This is a genomic window from Geobacillus zalihae, from assembly GCF_030414215.1.
In the GTDB taxonomy this organism is placed as follows: Bacteria; Bacillota; Bacilli; order Bacillales; family Anoxybacillaceae; genus Geobacillus; species Geobacillus zalihae.
Map to the genome: position 1 here is coordinate 3,223,060 of NZ_CP129217.1, position 19,257 is coordinate 3,242,316.

General features: G+C 39.9%; 14 protein-coding genes and 3 pseudogenes. 8 read left to right on the plus strand and 9 right to left on the minus strand.

Features of this window, described 5'->3' with window-relative positions:
* The first annotated feature begins 139 nt into the window (after positions 1 to 139).
* Entirely contained in the window at positions 140 to 1,387 is a 1,248-nt protein-coding gene (locus tag QWV57_RS16270; RefSeq protein WP_011229853.1) for an IS481 family transposase, read from the plus strand.
* A complete protein-coding gene (locus tag QWV57_RS16275; protein WP_011229854.1) occupies positions 1,380 to 2,180 on the plus strand; it encodes an ExeA family protein in 801 nt (266 codons plus the stop codon). Before QWV57_RS16270 ends, QWV57_RS16275 begins: the two co-directional genes overlap by 8 nt.
* Positions 2,181 to 2,374: 194 nt before the next feature.
* On the opposite strand, the pseudogene QWV57_RS16280 reads toward QWV57_RS16275, so the two are convergent.
* A pseudogene (locus QWV57_RS16280) lies at positions 2,375 to 2,929 on the minus strand (IS1634 family transposase); the annotation flags it as partial.
* A gap of 86 nt (positions 2,930 to 3,015) precedes the next feature.
* On the opposite strand from QWV57_RS16280, the pseudogene QWV57_RS16285 reads away from it, so the two are divergent.
* The 6 genes and pseudogenes from QWV57_RS16285 to QWV57_RS16310 form a co-directional block, all read left to right on the plus strand.
* A pseudogene (locus QWV57_RS16285) lies at positions 3,016 to 3,239 on the plus strand (IS256 family transposase); the annotation flags it as partial.
* 223 nt (positions 3,240 to 3,462) lie between these two features.
* Entirely contained in the window at positions 3,463 to 3,993 is a 531-nt protein-coding gene (locus tag QWV57_RS16290; protein ID WP_014195313.1) for an IS630 family transposase, read from the plus strand.
* On the plus strand, positions 3,993 to 4,523 hold the full coding sequence (locus QWV57_RS16295) for an IS630 family transposase (RefSeq protein WP_301100105.1): 531 nt from the start codon (positions 3,993 to 3,995) through the stop codon (positions 4,521 to 4,523). Before QWV57_RS16290 ends, QWV57_RS16295 begins: the two co-directional genes overlap by 1 nt.
* 31 nt (positions 4,524 to 4,554) lie before the next feature.
* Positions 4,555 to 6,061, plus strand: a pseudogene (gene istA / locus QWV57_RS16300) (IS21 family transposase).
* Entirely contained in the window at positions 6,058 to 6,810 is a 753-nt protein-coding gene (gene istB / locus QWV57_RS16305) for an IS21-like element helper ATPase IstB (protein ID WP_041468500.1), read from the plus strand. Before istA ends, istB begins: the two are co-directional and overlap by 4 nt.
* Before the next feature lie 492 nt (positions 6,811 to 7,302).
* Entirely contained in the window at positions 7,303 to 8,490 is a 1,188-nt protein-coding gene (locus QWV57_RS16310) for an IS701 family transposase (RefSeq protein WP_301100106.1), read from the plus strand.
* 218 nt (positions 8,491 to 8,708) lie between these two features.
* Here the strand turns inward: QWV57_RS16310 and QWV57_RS16315 are convergent, their stop codons facing one another.
* The 8 genes from QWV57_RS16315 to QWV57_RS16350 all read right to left on the minus strand — a co-directional run bounded on the left by QWV57_RS16315 (position 8,709) and on the right by QWV57_RS16350 (position 19,141).
* Positions 8,709 to 10,736: a glycosyltransferase gene (locus QWV57_RS16315; protein ID WP_301100107.1), complete on the minus strand. Its 2,028-nt coding sequence runs from the start codon at positions 10,734 to 10,736 to the stop codon at positions 8,709 to 8,711.
* Position 10,737: 1 nt separating this feature from the next.
* Positions 10,738 to 11,841 (minus strand): methyltransferase domain-containing protein, encoded by a 1,104-nt coding sequence (locus QWV57_RS16320; protein WP_301100108.1) that lies wholly within the window; start codon positions 11,839 to 11,841, stop codon positions 10,738 to 10,740.
* A gap of 21 nt (positions 11,842 to 11,862) precedes the next feature.
* A complete protein-coding gene (locus tag QWV57_RS16325) occupies positions 11,863 to 14,049 on the minus strand; it encodes a glycosyltransferase (protein WP_301100109.1) in 2,187 nt (728 codons plus the stop codon).
* Positions 14,027 to 14,875, minus strand: coding sequence for a glycosyltransferase (locus QWV57_RS16330; RefSeq protein WP_301102131.1), 849 nt, complete (start codon positions 14,873 to 14,875; stop codon positions 14,027 to 14,029). Before QWV57_RS16330 ends, QWV57_RS16325 begins: the two co-directional genes overlap by 23 nt.
* A gap of 45 nt (positions 14,876 to 14,920) precedes the next feature.
* Positions 14,921 to 15,661, minus strand: a complete 741-nt coding sequence (locus QWV57_RS16335; protein ID WP_301100110.1) for an ABC transporter ATP-binding protein — start codon at positions 15,659 to 15,661, stop codon at positions 14,921 to 14,923.
* 13 nt (positions 15,662 to 15,674) lie between these two features.
* A complete protein-coding gene (locus QWV57_RS16340) occupies positions 15,675 to 16,451 on the minus strand; it encodes an ABC transporter permease (protein ID WP_301100111.1) in 777 nt (258 codons plus the stop codon).
* Positions 16,452 to 17,060: 609 nt separating this feature from the next.
* Positions 17,061 to 18,641, minus strand: coding sequence for an O-antigen ligase family protein (locus QWV57_RS16345; protein WP_301100112.1), 1,581 nt, complete (start codon positions 18,639 to 18,641; stop codon positions 17,061 to 17,063).
* A 14-nt stretch (positions 18,642 to 18,655) separates the two neighbouring features.
* Positions 18,656 to 19,141 carry a tetratricopeptide repeat protein gene (locus QWV57_RS16350; RefSeq protein ID WP_055358117.1) on the minus strand — a complete coding sequence of 162 codons (486 nt, stop codon included), beginning with the start codon at positions 19,139 to 19,141 and terminating at the stop codon, positions 18,656 to 18,658.
* Positions 19,142 to 19,257: the final 116 nt, after the last annotated feature.

Consider the following 19,257-nt stretch of genomic DNA (forward strand, 5'->3'; position numbering starts at 1 on the left):
TACTTATATCCCCTTATATGGAATCATTTATAGATTCCACAAACCTTTCCTCTCGACGGTCGGGGGAATGATCCGATAGGATAGAGACAGGATGGACCGATAAGGTCCTAGAATGGGATGAACGAAGGAGGAGATCGAAATGAATGAGTCGATGAGACAGGAGATCGCTTTATTTCGGTATGGATTGATCGCTCCATTGGTGAATGGACAAGTCGATCCAAAAACGTACTTGAAGGAAGTAGCGGAACGGATCCATCAAGTTCCCCACCATGGAGAGAAACGCATCGCCGCCAAAACGATCCTCGACTGGTGCACGCAGTACAAAAAAGGGGGCTTTGAGGCGCTGAAGCCGAAACGACGGTCGGACCGTGGCCATTCCCGGAGGCTGTCACCTGAAGAAGAGGATCACATTTTAGCCCTGAGAAAAAAACACCCCCACATGCCCGTGACGGTGTTTTACCAACACCTTATCGAGCAGGGGGAAATCCAATCCATCTCTTATTTCACTATATACCGACTTTTAAAAAAATACAACCTCGTGGGGAAAGAAATTTTACCGATTCCTGAACGAAAACGATTCGCGTACGATCAGGTCAATGAGCTCTGGCAAGGTGATTTGTCCCATGGCCCGTTGATTCGCGTGAATGGCAAAACGCAAAAAACGTTTTTGATTGCCTATATCGATGACTGCTCGCGGGTCGTGCCGTACGCTCAGTTTTTCTCTTCCGAGAAATTTGACGGGTTGCGGATCGTAACCAAGGAAGCGCTGCTTCGATACGGAAAGCCGAAGCGAATTTACTCGGATAACGGCAAGATTTATCGGGCGGAACCCTTGCAGTACGCCTGCGCGGAGTTAGGGATCACCTTGATCCATACCCAGCCGTACGATCCGCAAAGCAAAGGGAAAATCGAACGATTTTTCCGCACCGTACAGACGCGGTTTTACCCGTTGCTCGAAATGAATTCACCGAAGTCGCTCGAAGAGCTAAACGAGCGATTTTGGAAGTGGTTGGAGGAAGATTACCATCGAAAACCGCATGCCTCGTTGAACGGGAAGACGCCACATGAAGTGTTTCAATCGCAAGTCCATTTGGTGTCGTTCGTCGAGGATTCGGATTGGCTCGACTCGATCTTTTTGAAACGCGAATACCGTAAAGTGAAGGCCGATGGTACGGTCACGTTGAACAAGCAGCTGTATGAAGTTCCGCCCCGGTTCATCGGACAATCGATCGAACTCCGTTATGATGAACAAGGCGTGTATGTGTACGAAGACGGTCAACGGGTCGCCGAAGCGGTCCTTGTTCGCTTCGAGGACAATGCCTATGTGAAACGCCATCGGTCACCGTTTGCGGCGGTTCCGGTAGAGGGAGGCGAAAACGATGTATAAAACGTTTTATTCCCTTTCCCGAGAGCCGTTTTCGAAGGAGACGAATCCACCAGAGGCTTATCAAGGGGCCTCGTATCAAGAGGCCCTCGCCGCTTTGGACTACGTGAAACGAACAAGAGGGATCGGGCTATTGATCGGTGAACCAGGGGCCGGCAAGACATTCGCCCTTCGGGCGTTTAAGGAATCCCTGAATCCGTCACTGTATCACGTCGTTTATTTTCCATTGTCAACGGGAAGCGTGATGGACTTTTATCGCGGCCTTGCCTTCGGGCTCGGGGAAGAGCCGAAATACCGCAAGGTCGACTTGTTTTATCAAATCCAACAAGGGATCGAGCGCTTGTATCATGAACAACGGGTAACGTCAGTGTTCATCCTCGATGAAATGCATTTAGCGAAGGATGCCTTTCTGCAGGATATCGCGATCCTGTTCAACTTTCACATGGACTCAACAAATCCGTTTGTCTTGATTTTGGCGGGGCTGCCCCATTTACAGGCAAAACTACGGTTGAATCAACACCGTCCGCTTCACCAACGAATCATCATGCGATACCAGATGGGGCCTCTTGATAAGGAAGAAGTGGTAGGATATATCGAACACCGCCTGAAACAGGCGGGGGCGAAACACCCGATTTTTACCCCAGCTGCCTTAGAAGCGATCGCCCTGCAGTCGCAGGGGTGGCCGCGGATCATCAACAACCTCGCCACCACTTGCCTGTTATACGGCGCTCAATTAAAAAAACATATGATTGACGAAGACATTGTGCGTATGGCAGCCGAAGAAATGGGGTACTGACACAGCAGGGGCTGATCGGCCCCTGTTATGTTTCATCCCGATCCATCCTCATTCTAGTTAATCATCCGAAATAATGTGCAAATGTTCGGAAATAATCTGCAAAACCTGGAATAATTCGCAAAGATTTTGCACATTATTTCCGAATCCGTCCGAAATAATTTGAAAAAGGGATTCTGAAATAATGTGCTAATTTACAGGTTGCCATCGTGCACATCGCCGTAAAACGGGATGCCGTCCTCGTTGCCGACCAGTCCGAAACCGATCTGTTTTTGCCAACGATGATGGCGGTTGTAGCCATGTGTGATCTGCAAAGCCTCTAATGAGGCCGATTCATACGCGCCGTAAACCGTCTTGTCCGTCGTATCGGCGTGAAAGGCTCGGAGGGAAAGGCCTTCTTTGCGATAAATGTGAATCAAGCAAGTGCTGATCACCTTGTGAATATCGGCCTCATACAAGCGGTCGAGATGACGAGCCAAGGCATCGTCGTTCAACCAGGAAGGATGGAGACCGGGACGGATGAGTTTCTCTAGATCGATCTCCTGAGCCCATCGTTCCACGTGAACGAGGGCTTGCCGGCCGTCAAACATATTGTAGATGATGGCCTGAACGGCATCGCTGACTCGAGTCTGGCACTGTGGATCAACGGGAACGAGATGGTCAATCAATTGGGGCAGGCCCAGTTTCTTGAATAGGGCACTTATTATATTCAAATAATGATTGCGATAGACCTTTTTGACTTGAACGTTCATAAGAGAAAAACTCCTTTACGTTCCTTGTGTGTCAAGGATTCATTCGACATCGGAACGAAAAAATCCTCCCGATTTTCGTCGAGAGGGTGCGAAATGTGAGTTACACGACTAATGCCATTGAACGAACGATAACGATCAAGGAGATTCGGAAACGTCTAAAGCCGATGAACAGTTTAAGTAGCTTAGAAGCCGCTGAAAAAGTCGTATATTTGACCATCAAAGATTTTAATGAAAAATGGGCAGAAAGTTACGAGGATTTGCCGAAGCTCATGAAGCCCTTCAACGAATGTTTGAAGAGTGTTATCATTAACTAAATACTGTAAATGAACAAACCAAGGGCTTCTCCCTTTCCGCACAGGAGACTGAATATTGAGTCTCCTGTACGGAGGAAACCGGTACCCTATCAATTCCAAATCCATTTCAGAGATACCCTATCTATATATGCTCATTGAAAAGTTAACCTTCGTATAAGTGGTGCCCACTCCGGTTATACTGCTCCTAAGGAAAAGAATGGAAAAGGAGCGGAATTCTGCATGAAACGTCTCAAAATCACCAACGATCACGGATGGACACCTCGGACACTTCGCAAACAGGAACGGAAAATCAAAAACACCCTTCTTCGCCAACGGGTGATGGCGGTTCGCCTGGTCATGGAAGGCTATTTGGGCAAAGAGGTGGCCTCCATGGTCAACGTGTGCCGACAAACCGTTTCCCATTATGTGTCGCTGTTCAACGAAGGCGGTCTGGAGCTCTTGCTTCATCGGGATTTCGCCCCCGGGCGGGAGCCGTTTCTCACCGAAGAACAGCAGGAAGAGATCAAACAGCTTGTGTTGACCACCACTCCCGTAGAACTGGGCTGGGACGTCGCTTCGGCGTGGAACACCAAACTCCTGCAATCCTATGTCGAAAAGCACTTCGGTGTTTGCATTTCCCGCGAAGCGTTGCGAAAACTCCTGCACCGCAAAGGGCTGTCGTGGACACGGCCGACCTACACATTGGCGAAAGGCGATCCGGATCGACAAAAGAATTTTGAGAAACAGATCGACTTCATAAAAAAAACTTAATGGATCCTGATTCGGTCTTGTTGTACCTTGATGAAACACATATCCGCTCTTACCATGTCTTGCGGTCCACATGGTCGGCAGTCGGCCGCCAAAAACAAGTGCCGACGTTCGGCCATCATGCCCACGTATCGCTGTTTGGCGCGGTCAACATCCACGATGGCGAAACGGTGCTTCATCAAACGACCGCTGCCAATGCCGCGACGTTCTTGGATTTCTTGAGAATGCTCAAAGAGCGCTATCCGGACCGTCTCATGGTCTTGGTGTTGGATAACGCCCGCATTCACCATGCCAAAATGGTCAAGGAGTTTTTGCGGGAAGAAGGGCAGTGTTTTCACTTTATTTACCTTCCTCCCTATTCGCCACAGCTGAACCCGATCGAACGCTTATGGAAATGGCTGAAAGATACGGTGATTGCCAATTGTTTATTGCAAAATAAAAATACAGAGTTCTGCAACGAAAAGTGCAGAGCTGAAGGCAAAGAAAAAAAGGCTTGCCAGCCTCTAACATTTCCTCTACTGTGGAAGTTGTGAACACATAACCAAACAGTGGAGGAGCGAAAGGATGCTGGCAATGCCCGAAATTAATCGTATCAGAAAACTGCGTGAAAAGAAAGGGTTATCGATTGCGGAAATTTCCCGTGAAACGGGATATAACTGGAGAACGGTCAAAAAATACGCAGATGAAGACATTTCTGTCCAACCAACCATCAAACGCAAAAAGGGGATGATGGAGGAAGAAGGGTACGGGCAAATCATTGATGACTGGTTGGAGGAGGATGCCAAGCTGCCGAGAAAACAACGGCGAACGAACAAGACGATGTTTGAAGCGCTTTGTCGTGACCATGGATTTCAAGGCTCGTATCGCACCGTTTGCGCGTACGTGCAAAAACGAAGACCGCAGCTCAAGCTCGAGAAAGAACAGCGCTATGAACGACTGGAGCACCCGCCAGGCGAGGCGCAGGTGGATTTCGGGAAGATGACGGTGGTGACGAAGGAGGGGAAGGAAGAAGAGCGATCGGTTTTGATCATGAGCTTTCCCTATAGCAACGCTGCGTTTGCTTATCCGCTGCCGGCGGAAAACAGTGAATGCTTCCTCCACGGGTTGACGCAGCTGTTTCGTCAGGCTGGGGGAGTGCCAAAGGCATTGCGCATTGACAATTTGTCCGCGGCCATTGTGTCGATTCGAAAAGGGGGAGAACGCCGATTCACCGAGGCTTTTGAGAAATTCCAACTCTACTATCGGTTTGATGTACAAGTGTGCAATCCATACAGTGGACATGAGAAAGGAAATGCGGAGCGAAAAGTCTATTACACTCGCAACCTTTGTTTCATCCCCGCTCCATTGATGGAGTCGGATCCGGAGCTGGTGGAGTGGCTGCATCGCAAGATGGTCGAGGACCGAAACCGTCCTCATTATGAAAAGGGGCGGTGGATCGAGGAACTATGGCAGGAAGAACAACCAGAGCTGTTGGCGTTGCCGGAACAAGATCTTCCGATCTTCTCCCTCGATCACGCTTACGTGAATAAATACGGAGAAGTGATGGTGGATGGGAAGGCGTTCGTCGTCCATGGCCTGTCCGTCCCCAACCGGGTGTTGGTGAAGAAAGAATGGAATCGTTTCGTTGTGTTCTCTTCCGATGGAGACGTCCATCTTGAAGCGCCAAGGCCGTATACGAACGTGAAACGCGAAATCCCTTGGAAAGAGATTTTCGCTGAGTGGGAGACCAAACCCCGGGTTGTCGGACATTCCCGCTACCGGACGTACTTGCCGGAGGCGATCCGAATGTATCTGGCTGGCCCCCCCGCCCCAGGTGGTGGCCCGTTTAAAAGGACTGCGAGCGCTGTTGGATCGGCACACGCTTTACGAAATCGCCCAGTGGCTCGAGGAGAGTCAGCGATGGGACTTGACTCCTCATGAAATCGGCGTGTTGATGGAAGCGAAGCACTCCTATTACCCGGACAAGTGGGAAGAATCATACACCCCTTCCGTTCTAATCGACTATGAAACGGATTTAACGGTGTATGATCAACGTCTTCATCCCGCTCGGGAAGGGAGTGTCCAGAAATGAGAGCAGAGGTGAAAGAGATTTGTAAAGCGCTGCATTTGGCCTATATCGCAGATCGATTCGAGGAGGTGAGATTCGAAACGAAAGAACAGTTTTTGCGGGATGTATTGGCGCTGGAACTGTCGTGCCGCCAAGAAGCGAAACAGGCTCGGCTGATCAAGAAAGCCAAGTTTCGGGAGTTGAAATGGCTGAAGGATTACGAATGGTCGGGTCATATCCATTGGCCAGCCACGACATCGAGGGAGGAACTGTGTGACCTTCGCTTTTTGGAGCGAAAGCAAAACGTTCTGCTTTTAGGTTCACCTGGAACGGGGAAAACCCATCTCGCCACAGCACTTGGCATTCAGGCGTGCCAACAAGGCCATGAGGTTCGGTTTTTCCGCGTCGCGGATCTTGTCGCCCAGCTGGAAGAGGCGTTGAAAAACGGCACGCTCGGACGGCTGAAACGAAGCCTCGACCCATGCGAACTGTTGATTTTGGATGAACTCGGCTATGTGCCGTTTCAAAAGCAAGGATCGGAACTGTTGTTTCATATTATCGCCGACTGTTACGAGCGAAAAAGCGTCATGGTGACATCGAATCTAGAATTTGGACAGTGGAATCGGGTGTTTGGGGACAACCGTTTGACGGCAGCGTTAGTGGATCGCTTGGTTCACCACGCCCACATCTTGGCCTTTACGGGAGAGAGCTATCGACTGCGGAACGCTCTCTCCGCGATCCAGCCGTCCTCTGCCCCCGGTCTGGAACCTTAAGTCTTGAGCTGGCAAGCCTATGTATTTTTTCTTGCACTTCTCTGCATTTTTTGCTTGCAAAAAACAGCCAATGTATTTCACAAGGATCGCAACGATATCATTCAAGCCATTACTCGGTTTGTCAACTACATCCACGAACGTCCGGAGGAAGTGCTGCAGCGCTTAGGGTGTGCAGGATGACTGAGAAGTTAACTCTTCATGTTGCATGTATATATCTTACATACACAAAATTCTTGACGGTACCGGAAAGTGGTTGTAATAAGAATCCTTACTGACGAGTCTCCTCACGATTTTTTATTTCCTCTAGCTGATTAGAAACTTTTTTCAACTCGAATTCTAGAATAGAAATTGTTGAAATACTATCTCTTAATCTGTAGATGAGCAAATTCACTGACATAAATTGACAACTAAACAAAAAAGGAGACATGAACCGGACTCCTTGGGTAAAATAGATGTGCTCAAAACCCATTCACACAAGGAGGTTCATGTCTCATGAATAAATTAGCACATCACCAAGGAATCCACAAGTTTTTCTTCACGCTGGGGTTGACGCTGCAGCTTTCCAAACCGGTCATCAAGCATCTCATTCATATCGTCGATGCCTTGACCACCAAGGGATTCTCGGGAACATTGACTGATATTCATTACTGGAGCTTTCATCCGAATCATCGAACGACGCTCAGTCACTTTTTCACGAAAAGCCCTTGGAACGAGGAAAGGCTGCTTGGGAAGCTTCAAGAGTGGATCCTTTCCCAGGTCGAACGACTGGCCAAACGGAAGAATCAACCCCTTTTTGTTTCGATTGATGATACGATTTGCCAAAAAACAAAGCCTTCGTCACGGGCTGCGCACGCCATTCAAGGGTGCGACTGGCACTACTCGCATAAAGATCATCAATCGGTCTGGGGGCATTCGCTCGTTTGGCTGATGGTGCACACCTTCACGCAGGCGTTCCCATTTGCGTTCCGCCTGTATGACAAGAAAGCGGGAAAAAGCAAGATCGACCTGGCGATCGAGATGCTTTCCTCGCTCAAGGTGAAGCGGGCTCAGCCGGTGTATGTGCTCATGGATTCGTGGTATCCGTCCAAAAAGCTCATTGAAGCCTGCTTGAAACAGGGATTCCATGTCATCGCGATGCTCAAGACGAACCGGATTCTCTACCCGAAAGGCATCGCCATCCAAGCCAAGCAGTTCGCCCGCTATATCGAGTCCAAAGACACCCGCCTCGTCACGGTGGGGCAGGAGCGTTATCGCGTGTATCGCTATGAGGGGGCCATCCATGGCCTCGATGACGCGGTGGTGCTGCTGGCTTGGAAGGCGGATCAGCCGCTGACGCCGGAACATCTTCATTGCATCTTGAGCACCGACCGGGAACTCGGGGACGAAGACATCTTGCGTTACTACGCCCAGCGCTGGACGATCGAGTGCTTTTTCCGGCAGGCGAAAGATCAACTGAAGCTGGATGGATACCGCGTTCGCCACATTCGGGCGGTGAAACGGTATTGGGCGGTGGTGCTGTTGGCCTGCGTGTACAGCATCGCCGAATCCCGACAAAACCTCTCCACCGGGCTGGAGCTTCTTCGGTCGCGGAAAGACCACAGCGTCGTCGAGTTCATTTATGACGCTGCAAAGCAAGATATTCCCATTGATGTGATCAAAAAACAGCTCCGTATCGCGTAAGGGGTACCCTGTTTGTCTCTCTAACCATGGAAATTATTGTAATGAAAAATGCTCATCTACAGTCTTAATTTCTCGTTCATTTGTGAAATCTTAATAAATTGTCTAAACACAATAATAAATAACATAATCAACCCCAGCAAACAGTTTCAGTGTTTTCGTTTTCGGTGCATTGTGGACTTAAAGAAGTCCCAACTTTGTCAAATCATTAAAGACACTATTCAGTAATTCAGACATTTAATAAAATATTTTTTAAATTTTTTAGTTTTATAACTCCAATCCCATTCTTTAATAGACTCTAAATTTTCCTCTGATAATTCTTTAAACATCCCTGGTTCTCTTAATAAATCTTTAATTAGCCTTTTTAACTCATCTTTGCTACGTTCTTTCATAATAAAATTTTTTTGCTTCGTTCCAAAAACGTTTGGTACAATTCCCACATCTGTAGATATAACTGGCACTCCACAGGCCATAGCTTCTAATACAGGATTAGGTGTACCCTCAAATTTAGAAGTACAGATATACAAATCGATCTTAGAATAATAATTAGGCATTTCCTCATGTGGTATCATTTTTTCAGATCGATCTGCAAAATTTATTTCAATAGGATAACCTTCATCTATTAATTCTTGTATAGCAGGTTTTAATATAGTATGAACTCCTTTAAAATCTTCAATATGATCCGCCCACTTACTGTTTCCACACCAACCAATAACTATTTTCCTATCCTTAATATCACTAAATCTACTAATATTTATAGGTTTAAATATACTTGTATCTACACCATCTTCAAGAGGTTCATCGTATAAATTTTGAGTGAACGGAAGCTTCTTATAAATTTGATATAATTTATCCGAACAAACATAATAATTTTTGGCCAGATTAAAAATAGATTTGTTTAGTTCTAACGAATCTTGTTCAAGAAACAAATGATCATAAATGCAAGTAGATATATTGAGTTTTTGAATAACATCCTCATAAAAAGAATTATAGCTAATCCCTAACTTTCTCAAATACTCTTTATTGTCATCAGATGAAATCCATGCAACATGTGGTCTCCAGAAAAAATGTATTAAGTCATAATCCTTTACTAATAATAGCACTTGAGTTATATTATTAATCCAACTCATTGGGATAATGCGAAACTCAAAATATTCATCCAAATGCTTTACTAATTGTTTAGAAATATTGGCAAACGCCCAGTTATCCGTGTCGACAATTAGAGCAATTCTAGGACGTTTATAGCTAACAGCAGTCTGCTTTTCTGTTAATTCGATTTGTTTGATTTCTTCATTTTCATTATCTAATCCAAGTTGTCGTTTTTTCTCTTTTAGCCATTCATCAACATGATCATTCCAAACTTTAATACCATGTTTTTTCTCGAAATATTCAGCGGATTCTTTCAAAATATTTCTCGAAAACCTCTCTTTTTCATAATCTACATCCGATTTCTTACTAGGTTTTGGATGATCATGTACTAAGCAAAGAATTCCACAATTACCAATTTTATATCCATTTTTGAAAATCCTCAGAGAAAAATCTATGTCTTCAAAACCGATAAACATTCTATCATCAAATTTACCTAGAGATTGAAAAGTATGTTTATTTAATACAGAAGCCCCACCAAATAAAAACGTTGACAGAAATGGCTCATCTATTTTATTTGAAGGATATGGTTCTTGTCTATAAACAGAGCCTCCACCAATATACTTACTTTGATTAATAATATGAAAATAGAGATGTCCACCATATGCAAAAATTTTCTCGCCTGTTTCATTTAATAAAGGTAAGTTAAGAAAATGACATCCAAGCATAGAAATATCTTCTTGAATTTTAGATAGAGGATTACCGATAAAATAAATGTCGTTATCAAGAAACATGATCCAATCTGTACGCACATGCTCAACGGAAAGATTCCTACCACCAGCAACACCATAGTTTTTATTCAACTCAATAATTTTACAATTAAATGGCATTCTAGTAGCTTCGTTTTTGATGTTTTTAAGCTCTGCTTCATCCGAACCGTTGTCAATGATAAGAAAATCTCCTTTAAAATTAGGAATCTCGGTTCTTATTGAATGCATTAACCTTATAGTTAATGCTGATCTATTAAGAGATAGAACCACTATTGTTAAATTTTCTCCATCATCTCCGATATTTTTAGAATTTAATATATATTTATGATTATTTTCATAAATATATTTACCTTTTTGAAGTTCAGGTATGATATTTAATTGTACATCATCCATATTACCCTTCTCCTCTTAGACGTGTTAGCTTACTCCTTATACTAAAAAATTTATCACGCAATTTATAGTATTTTAAAAGCATTTTAAACCCATTAGATTTATAAATATTATTAAGTTCTTCTTCTAGCTGTTTTACTTTATCATTTGTTTTTTCAGATAGGCTGTTTTTTATATAATCATTTTCTACCTGTACGGCCTCTAACTTTAAATGTAGTTGTTCATTTTCTCTTTTTAATTCTGAATTTTTTAATAAAAGATCTTTTAATTGTGATTTATATTCACATATTTTATTTTCAAGTTCAAAAATTTTAGTTTTAAAATTGTTTATCTCCCAATCAAATAAACTTTCTCTAGCATCCATACTTTTTGCATATATAACTGCAGTTTCCTCAAGCAAACCATCTGTACATCCCCATATGCCTAAAAAGTAGCTACAGTTGCTCTCATCAATTTGATGATCTTGAGGAATCAGCAGAGATTTATGGTTACTTTTATACTGAAACATATAATCTTGAGATTGATTACCTATATCAAAGTTACGGAATTTTTTGTTTATAAATCCACCTACTGGAGTACCCAAATAAAACTCCGCGTTTTGTCCTAGAATAGATTCTGTCATACTTTTAAATTCATCAAATGTATACTTCTTTAAATGATAAGGATTTCCCATACTTTCTTCGGGATAATAATAATAATCGTTAGGACAAGATATAATGATTATTCCATCAGGTTTTATTAGCCGTCTAAACTCTTGTAACATTTTCTCAGGATTAGACAAGTGTTCTATTGTTTCTAATGATATAATTAAATCGTAATTTCTAGAAGGGAACTTTCCCATTTCCTCTACAGAACCTTGATGGAATGTTAAATTTTCTTGTTTAAAATTCGCTTTAGCATTTTGTATTGCTTCTTCGGATATATCAATTCCATCGACTGCTTTAGCTCCCCACTTTGATAATAGAAAGCTACCGTAACCTTCCCCACATGCAGCGTCTAGTACTCTTTTTCCTTTACAAAGATCTTTTGCTATTAAGTATCTATTAATATGGATGGCTCCTTCGATAGCACTGTACTTGGCTCCAGAACTAAATTCTAATCTCTCCAAACCAATCTCTCCTTAAGCTTTTTATTTAAATAGCTTGTTCAATTTCAGTTTGAACATTGCTTTAATAATAAATTTTCCTAGTTTTGAATTTGCAATTCTTAATAGCTCATTTTTTTGAAGGTTACCTTCATAGGTATTTTCAGATATAACTGATTCAGGACTATCAAAAGAGGGGTTATTCCATTTAAATCCTGGTCCATTTGCATCAAGTAAATTAAAAATTTCAACAGCATATTTTTGGTATATTTCAGGATTTCTATCAGAAATTATGCTTCTTAAATATTTCAACATATCAGGATTAAACTGTCTCGCCATAGAGTCTTTTCTTACTCTATACTTAACTAGAGTTTCCGGTATACTAATTCCCACACAGCCATTCGCGCACATCGAGAGCCAGCCCTCGTAATCTTCTAAACCATATTCCAATTCTATTTTGTTAAGTCCAAAATTAATAAAGTCTTCTTTTCTAACAACCGCAAAAGCAGATAGCATATTTTGACATAGAAGATAAGGAAACTCTGCGTTAAATGTAGCCCATACTCCCTTTGATTCACCAAAATACTCTAACCAACTATAAACAAAAGATACGTTTTGATAAGTATTTAAAATATCAATAGCCTTTGCATAAAAACTCGGATCTACCAAATCATCAGCATCAAGGAAAGTAATAAACTCTCCCTCAGCGTTCATAGCTCCTACATTTCTTGCGTTAGCTAATCCCTTGTTTTTCAAATCAATAATTTTAATTATTGGATTATCTTTTTTTCTAATTTCCTCCAAAAGATTCAGACTCATTTCATCAGTAGAACCATCATTAACTATAATAATTTCTTTATGAGGATAAGTAGAATTTAAAGCACTATTTAAGGTTTCGTTTAAAAATTTGCCCAAATTATAAAAAGGAATAATGATTGATAATTTCCCTTTAACGTACGTTACTTTATGTTTTAGTTCTTGTTTAGGTATGTCTAATAAGGTAGGGAAACTATCTTTATTTTTCATTTTAGATTCATGAATAATATCTTCAAAAAATTTAATTCTTTCTTCTAAATTTTTCTCAACATTACATAAAGAACGGATTCTTTTTTCTGAGTTCAGACTCATTTCTTGTAATTGTGATTTATCCATTTCTATGAGCTGTCTTAGCTTATCCTCAAAATCTCCTTCTATTTCCCAATTAAAAATTAGACCACATACTCCATTTTCTCCAACCATTTCTGCTTGACCACCTGAAGCAGATACTAACATCGGAGCTCCTAGCCACATAGATGTTAAACATGTATAAGGGAAGTTCTCATACAAAGATGGTACTATTACTGCTCTTGCATTTAATATTTCTGGATTAAGTTCTTTAGGAGGTACTGCATTTTTAAAAATAAGCTTTCCTTCTTTGATTCTATGCTCATATTTTTCTTTCAGATAATCTCCAAGCATTCGACTCCGTGGATAAAAATATGTATCGCCACCTATAATTTTCAGCTTAAATTCGTACCCTTTCTTCCACAGATTTTCTGCTCCTTTAATCATTTGCAGAACACCTTTACGGTACTCTGTTCTACCTATATAAAGGAACGTATCAGAATCGAAATTTCTTTGATAACCTTCTCTATAGTCTTTTAAATCATATGGCAAATTAATAACCTTGATATCTTTTTCAGGGACTAGCCCCTGAAGCTTTTCTTTCAAAAAATGACTCGGAGATAATAAAGCATCTACAGCTTTTATACAGAACTTTTCCATTTGACCAATCCAATAGTTAGGGAATTTATATCTTGGAGCTTGATTTATTTTGTCTAGCTCAAATGTTGGAGTATGTAGGTGCAAAACAATTGGAATATCCTTAAATATAGGATCTTTAAGCCATTTTTTTTGCAATATGTAATATCCTATCGCATTATAATCTTGTATTTCAATAATATCAGGAGCTTCCCCAAATTTAACAATGAATTTAGCTAACTCCTCTGCATACTGATATGCCAAAGCCGTCCAATATCCTAAATAAGAGTAAAACTCCCCTTCCATATGCTTAAAACGAATAACTCTTAAATTTTCATTTGGGTATTCTATAGAATCTTTATGATCATCTCTTACCAATACAGTTACTTTATGCCCTCTTTCTGAAAACATTGTAGATGCTTGATCTACATACATTCCTATACCTCCCCCAAAGCTAGGAGGAAACTCGCTAGTAAGAATCCAAATATTCATTACTGATTTCTCCTTTTAAACCTATAACTTTCCTCTTTAAATTATTAACTATTCCCCATCCCCATATAAAAAATCCAAATAGAAAGTATCTTGATCTCATAAATTTTGCAGCATACTTTCTTCGAATCTTCTTATCCCATTTTATATGTTCATTTATATTAGTATTACTGTAACTATCTCCAGATTGATTTAATACCCTTTTATGATAATATGCCAAAGGACGCTTGATAACCTTTATATTACTATGCATTAGAAACCTAATATTAAACTCCCAGTCTCCTAGAACTGGAAGATTTTCATCATATATACCTACAATATCTAATAATTTTTTACGGTATACAAACGAATTGGACGTAAAAAGGTTACACCTTAATAATTTAAATAAACTTACCTTACTTAATTTCCTATTAAAAATTTCTCTATCTATTTCTCGCACTTCATTGCTTTCTAACCTTTCATAAACAAGCATTGTCTGAGTCACTACACCACCGATAGAACTATCTGAAAGGAGAATATTCATACAACTTGTTAAAAACTCCTTATCCCATGTATCATCATCATCTAGGAGAGCTATGAAATCGCCGCTACTATTTTTTAAACCTATATTAGTAGCTACCTCCATATAATTATTTCCCTCGATATTAATTAACCTAATCCGGTCTATAACATTAGAATCAAAAGAATGAAGGAGTTCCTTTATCTGATTAACATCTCCACCGTTATTCACCAGTATAATCTCCCAGTTTCGATACGACTGTTCTATGATACTCTCTATAGCTCTTTTTAATAGTAATATTCTATCTTTTGTTCTAACTATTACAGACACTTTAGGTTGCAAATTCAATACCTCATTTCGAAATCAAATGAAAACCTAATAGTAGGAGTTATATTGATTCATGACATCTTTAACATTTCCTAACATTTTCATTTTTCCTTTTTCCAACCAAAGTACTCTATCACATAATTCTTCAATTTGGTTTGAAGAATGAGAAACAAGTAGTACAGTAGTACCAGTTGTTGTTAAAAGTTCTTCAATTCTATTTTTACATTTTTCTTGAAACTTATAATCTCCTACTGCTAACGTTTCATCCACTATTAGAATGTCCGGATTAACTACAGTGGCAATAGAAAATGCCAGTCTCGCAATCATACCAGAAGAATAATTTTTTAAGGGAACATCAATAAAATCCTCTAACTCCGAGAATTTTAAAATATCGTCAAATTTTTCATTCATAAATGCTCTTGAATACCCGAGAACAGCTCCATTAAGAAAAATGTTCTCTCTACCAGTAAGATCAAAATTAAAACCTGCCCCCAACTCAATCAGTGGAGCCATACTACCATTTACATAAACTTTCCCAGTTGTAGGTTTAAGAACACCAGCAATTATCTTAAGTAAAGTACTCTTTCCAGCGCCATTTAACCCTACTATACCAAAAACTTCCCCTCTCTTAACTTTAAAAGATATATTATCTAGGGCTATAAATCTTTCAAAAAAAAGTTGACCCTTTATAAATTTTAAAAAATATTCCTTAATATTATCTATCTTTTCACTACTTAAATTGAATATCATTGAAACATTATCAATTTCAATAATATAATCCTGAGTCATAAAAGCCTCCAACCTATATATACAAGATAAACTTATCTTGTTTCTTATAAAAAACGATAAATCCTACAAATAAACTTGAAGCACCAATTAAAAAGCATAATAAATTACTTACCAAGCTAGGTGTTTGACCATATATTGTAATTTCCCTAAACATATTTAACATATGATATAAAGGGTTCATTTGTAATATAAATTGGATTTCTTTCGGAATAATACTAATAGGATAGAATAATGGAGTAAAGTACATCCATGCTGTTAACAAGACTTCATAAAGATAATTTAAATCTCGAAAAAATACAGCGTAGGCTGACAATATTAACCCTACTCCAGTAGCAAACATAAAAGTATACATAAGTGGTAAAGGAAAAAATAGTATGTTGAAATTCACCTTGACACCACTAATAACCATAACAATCACTAAAGCTATTAGTGAAAAGATAGTGTTTACTAGAGAAGAGAAACTCTTCGCCAAAGGAAATATATATTTTGGAACATATACTTTCTTTATTAAAGCAGCGTTATTTACTATCGAACTCATAGAAAACATGGTAGCTTGTGAGTACAAATCCCAAATGATTCTTCCTGTAAGTACATAAACTGCAAAATGCGGAATATCACTTTTAAATAATGAAGAAAATACAGCAGTAAGGACCATCATCATCATCAAAGGATGAAGAACACTCCATAAAACTCCTAAAACAGATCTTCTATATTTAACTTTAATATCATTAATAACTAGTTCAAAGAGCAAGAACCTAAATTTCAAGAAATTATTCAAATAAACTTTCATACTACAGTTTATCTCCTTAAATTTAATGTAAGATTTGTATTTTCATAGAGTATAACCTGTTTTAAACCTTCGTCTATAACATATAGGCAATTAACATTTCGTTTTATATACGATAAGATTGTGCTTAATATCTTCGCGTCTTTCTTGAGCGTAAACAGGAGAGAATAGACTAAATGAATTATATAGAACTGTTTTAACTTTTCGGCATGCAGATTTTAGCCGTTCTAAGCTGGCGCAATACCATTTTGTACATTGATGGATTTTAGTTATGTCGAAACAATTAATCAGTTAATAGAAAGCTTTACTTATACTGAAAAGATTAAAAGCTCCTCACCATAAAACATGCTTGACATTCTCGGAAAATAAAGCGACTCGCACGTTTATCTATCAAAACATATAAATTCATTTATTAGGAAAGTGGTAACCTTTTATCTAAAATTTCAAGCATAGGTTGTGGTGAAGAGCCATTCTTCATCGGCATTATCATCACAAATTATTGATGTTTTCTTCCGTTTGATCATTTAAGCTTTGCAGCTGCTTTTCAAAAAACTCAACGCGTGGGAAATAAGGAGCAACCACAATCGAAACCAATGGCATCTCCATTTAAAATCAACTCACTTTTTCCTGCTTATTTTGTATAAGGAAAGAGACTAACAATCCAAGCAATATCCAGAATATTACGGCTGTACCGATGATAGAGTCGTTAAATAGCGCCTGAATGAGATACGCACCACAAGCGATAGCGACGCTTGCAAAAATAGCTTGTTTATCATCAACTAATTTCGTACTGATAAAACGTTTTATTGTCAATAGCCCAATGTTGACAATGAAAGCAACAAACGCAAGCAGGGCAATCACACCAGCTCCGTAAGCAATACCGATGTACATGTTATGCGGCTTATCGACTATAACAGTATATGTCTCGATATTGGCTTGCTTTTCAGGATCATCCTGTGGGAAAAAGTAAGGAAGTGTATCAAGACCGTATCCAAATAATGGACGATACTGAATAAGTTCCCACGTTTTTTTCCATATGTATAAACGTCCCGATCCAGGACCAACTCCTGATTCAGGAAGTTGTGGAAGTTGATACTCCTTATTTTCTTGATTCGATCCTGTTTCCGCATATACATGACTTGCATCAAAAGCTTGCTGCAATTCATCGACTACAGCACGAGCTTCTGCAAACGGATTGCTTTTTATAAAAAACCCAAACGTTTCATCCCATACTTTCGGATTATGATTTACCATTACAACATAAACACATGCTGCTCCGACTAAAAAAGTGGCAAAAGTAACTGCAAATTTACGCTTATATATCGATTTAAAGACAAATAAAAAGACAATCGGAAGAATAAGAGTCAATGTAAGAAATCCACTAACCGAAAGCGAACTTAACAACATGGCAAAACATAGTAAAGACATCACAAAATTTACGATACTTCTGATCTTATTTTTATCTAATAATGCCCAAGTGAAGAAAAGGGTCGTAAGAACAGCCGAAATCCCACTTACATAGTTTCCGTGGTTAATGGTTGCAATTAACCGCGAACCTTCCGTCAACTTTGCGCCTTGGGGAAGATTTGAGTAAAGCAATTTTTTCACCCAGTTTAACTCGAGTACGTTATAACCATAAAAATTAACAATACCTAACAAAGTGTTAATCATGACAAACGGGTATAGGCAATATAACGCCCATTTTAGCCTCTTCTCTGTATAATGAATATTCGCAGCGATAAAAAACAACATTAAATAGCAAAGGTAAGTAATTGTTCCCTCGTTTCTATCATACATCCCATAAAGGGCAAGCGTCTTATAAGGCGCAAAAACAGCCGACAAAGTAATAAAGATCGCTAACAAAGCCAACGATATGTTTATTTTTGTTTTTGGTATAGAGTGCCTCAGTACAGCAACCTTATATATAAATAATAGACTTAAACATGCAGTGGAAATTAGCAATAAAATGTGTTTGTAATAAGTAAATACATCTGCTTTCTTTCCCGTATCCAAAATATCCGCTTCCGTAATGGACGGGCTGATAAAGTCGCCAATATGCACTCTAACGATCAATGGAATGGCCAGTACAATGAATGCCAGCCCCCAAAACAATATCGCATCGACCCGTTCCATATCCAGTTGGTCCTCATGTTCATCACGTTCAATATTTAAATACTTATACCAATCAGACATGTTCGCTTCTCACCTTATGATGATTTTTGATGCTGGATTTGAGACAACAGTTCATCGATTCTAGCATGATACGTTTCTGATCCAGGCAGTTGTTTGCTTTGCTCCAAGTATGCTTTAGCTTTCGCATACTCACCGTTGTAATACAGAATCTCGCCAAATTGCAACGTGAAAATCGGATCCTGTTGCAAGAACGGCCTTTTTCTAATCGCTTTTTCGTAATAAAAAGCAGCCTTCTGAAAATCATTTTTCATCGCATACGCCAAACCAAGTGTGCGCATGATGTTGTAACGATCCGGGTATTTGCCCAGCAACGACCGCAATAACGGCAAAGCCTGCTCTGCCCGTCCCTGTTGCATCAACTGAATCGCCTGTTGATACTCAGTATAGTCTTTTAGAAACTGCTCGTCCTGTTGTTGGCCTTTCCAGTGAGCATAGCTGATTCCCGATAAAATCAAAACTAGCAAACTAAGAAACACGTATCGGTCCCATTTTCCATGCATGAGTAAATTCTCCTCATTCTGCAAAAATCGACAACCTCCTATTTGTAAATTCTAGTACATTTTGCACTATAAAGCAATATCAACAAATCGATATTTTGGATACATGTGCGGCACAA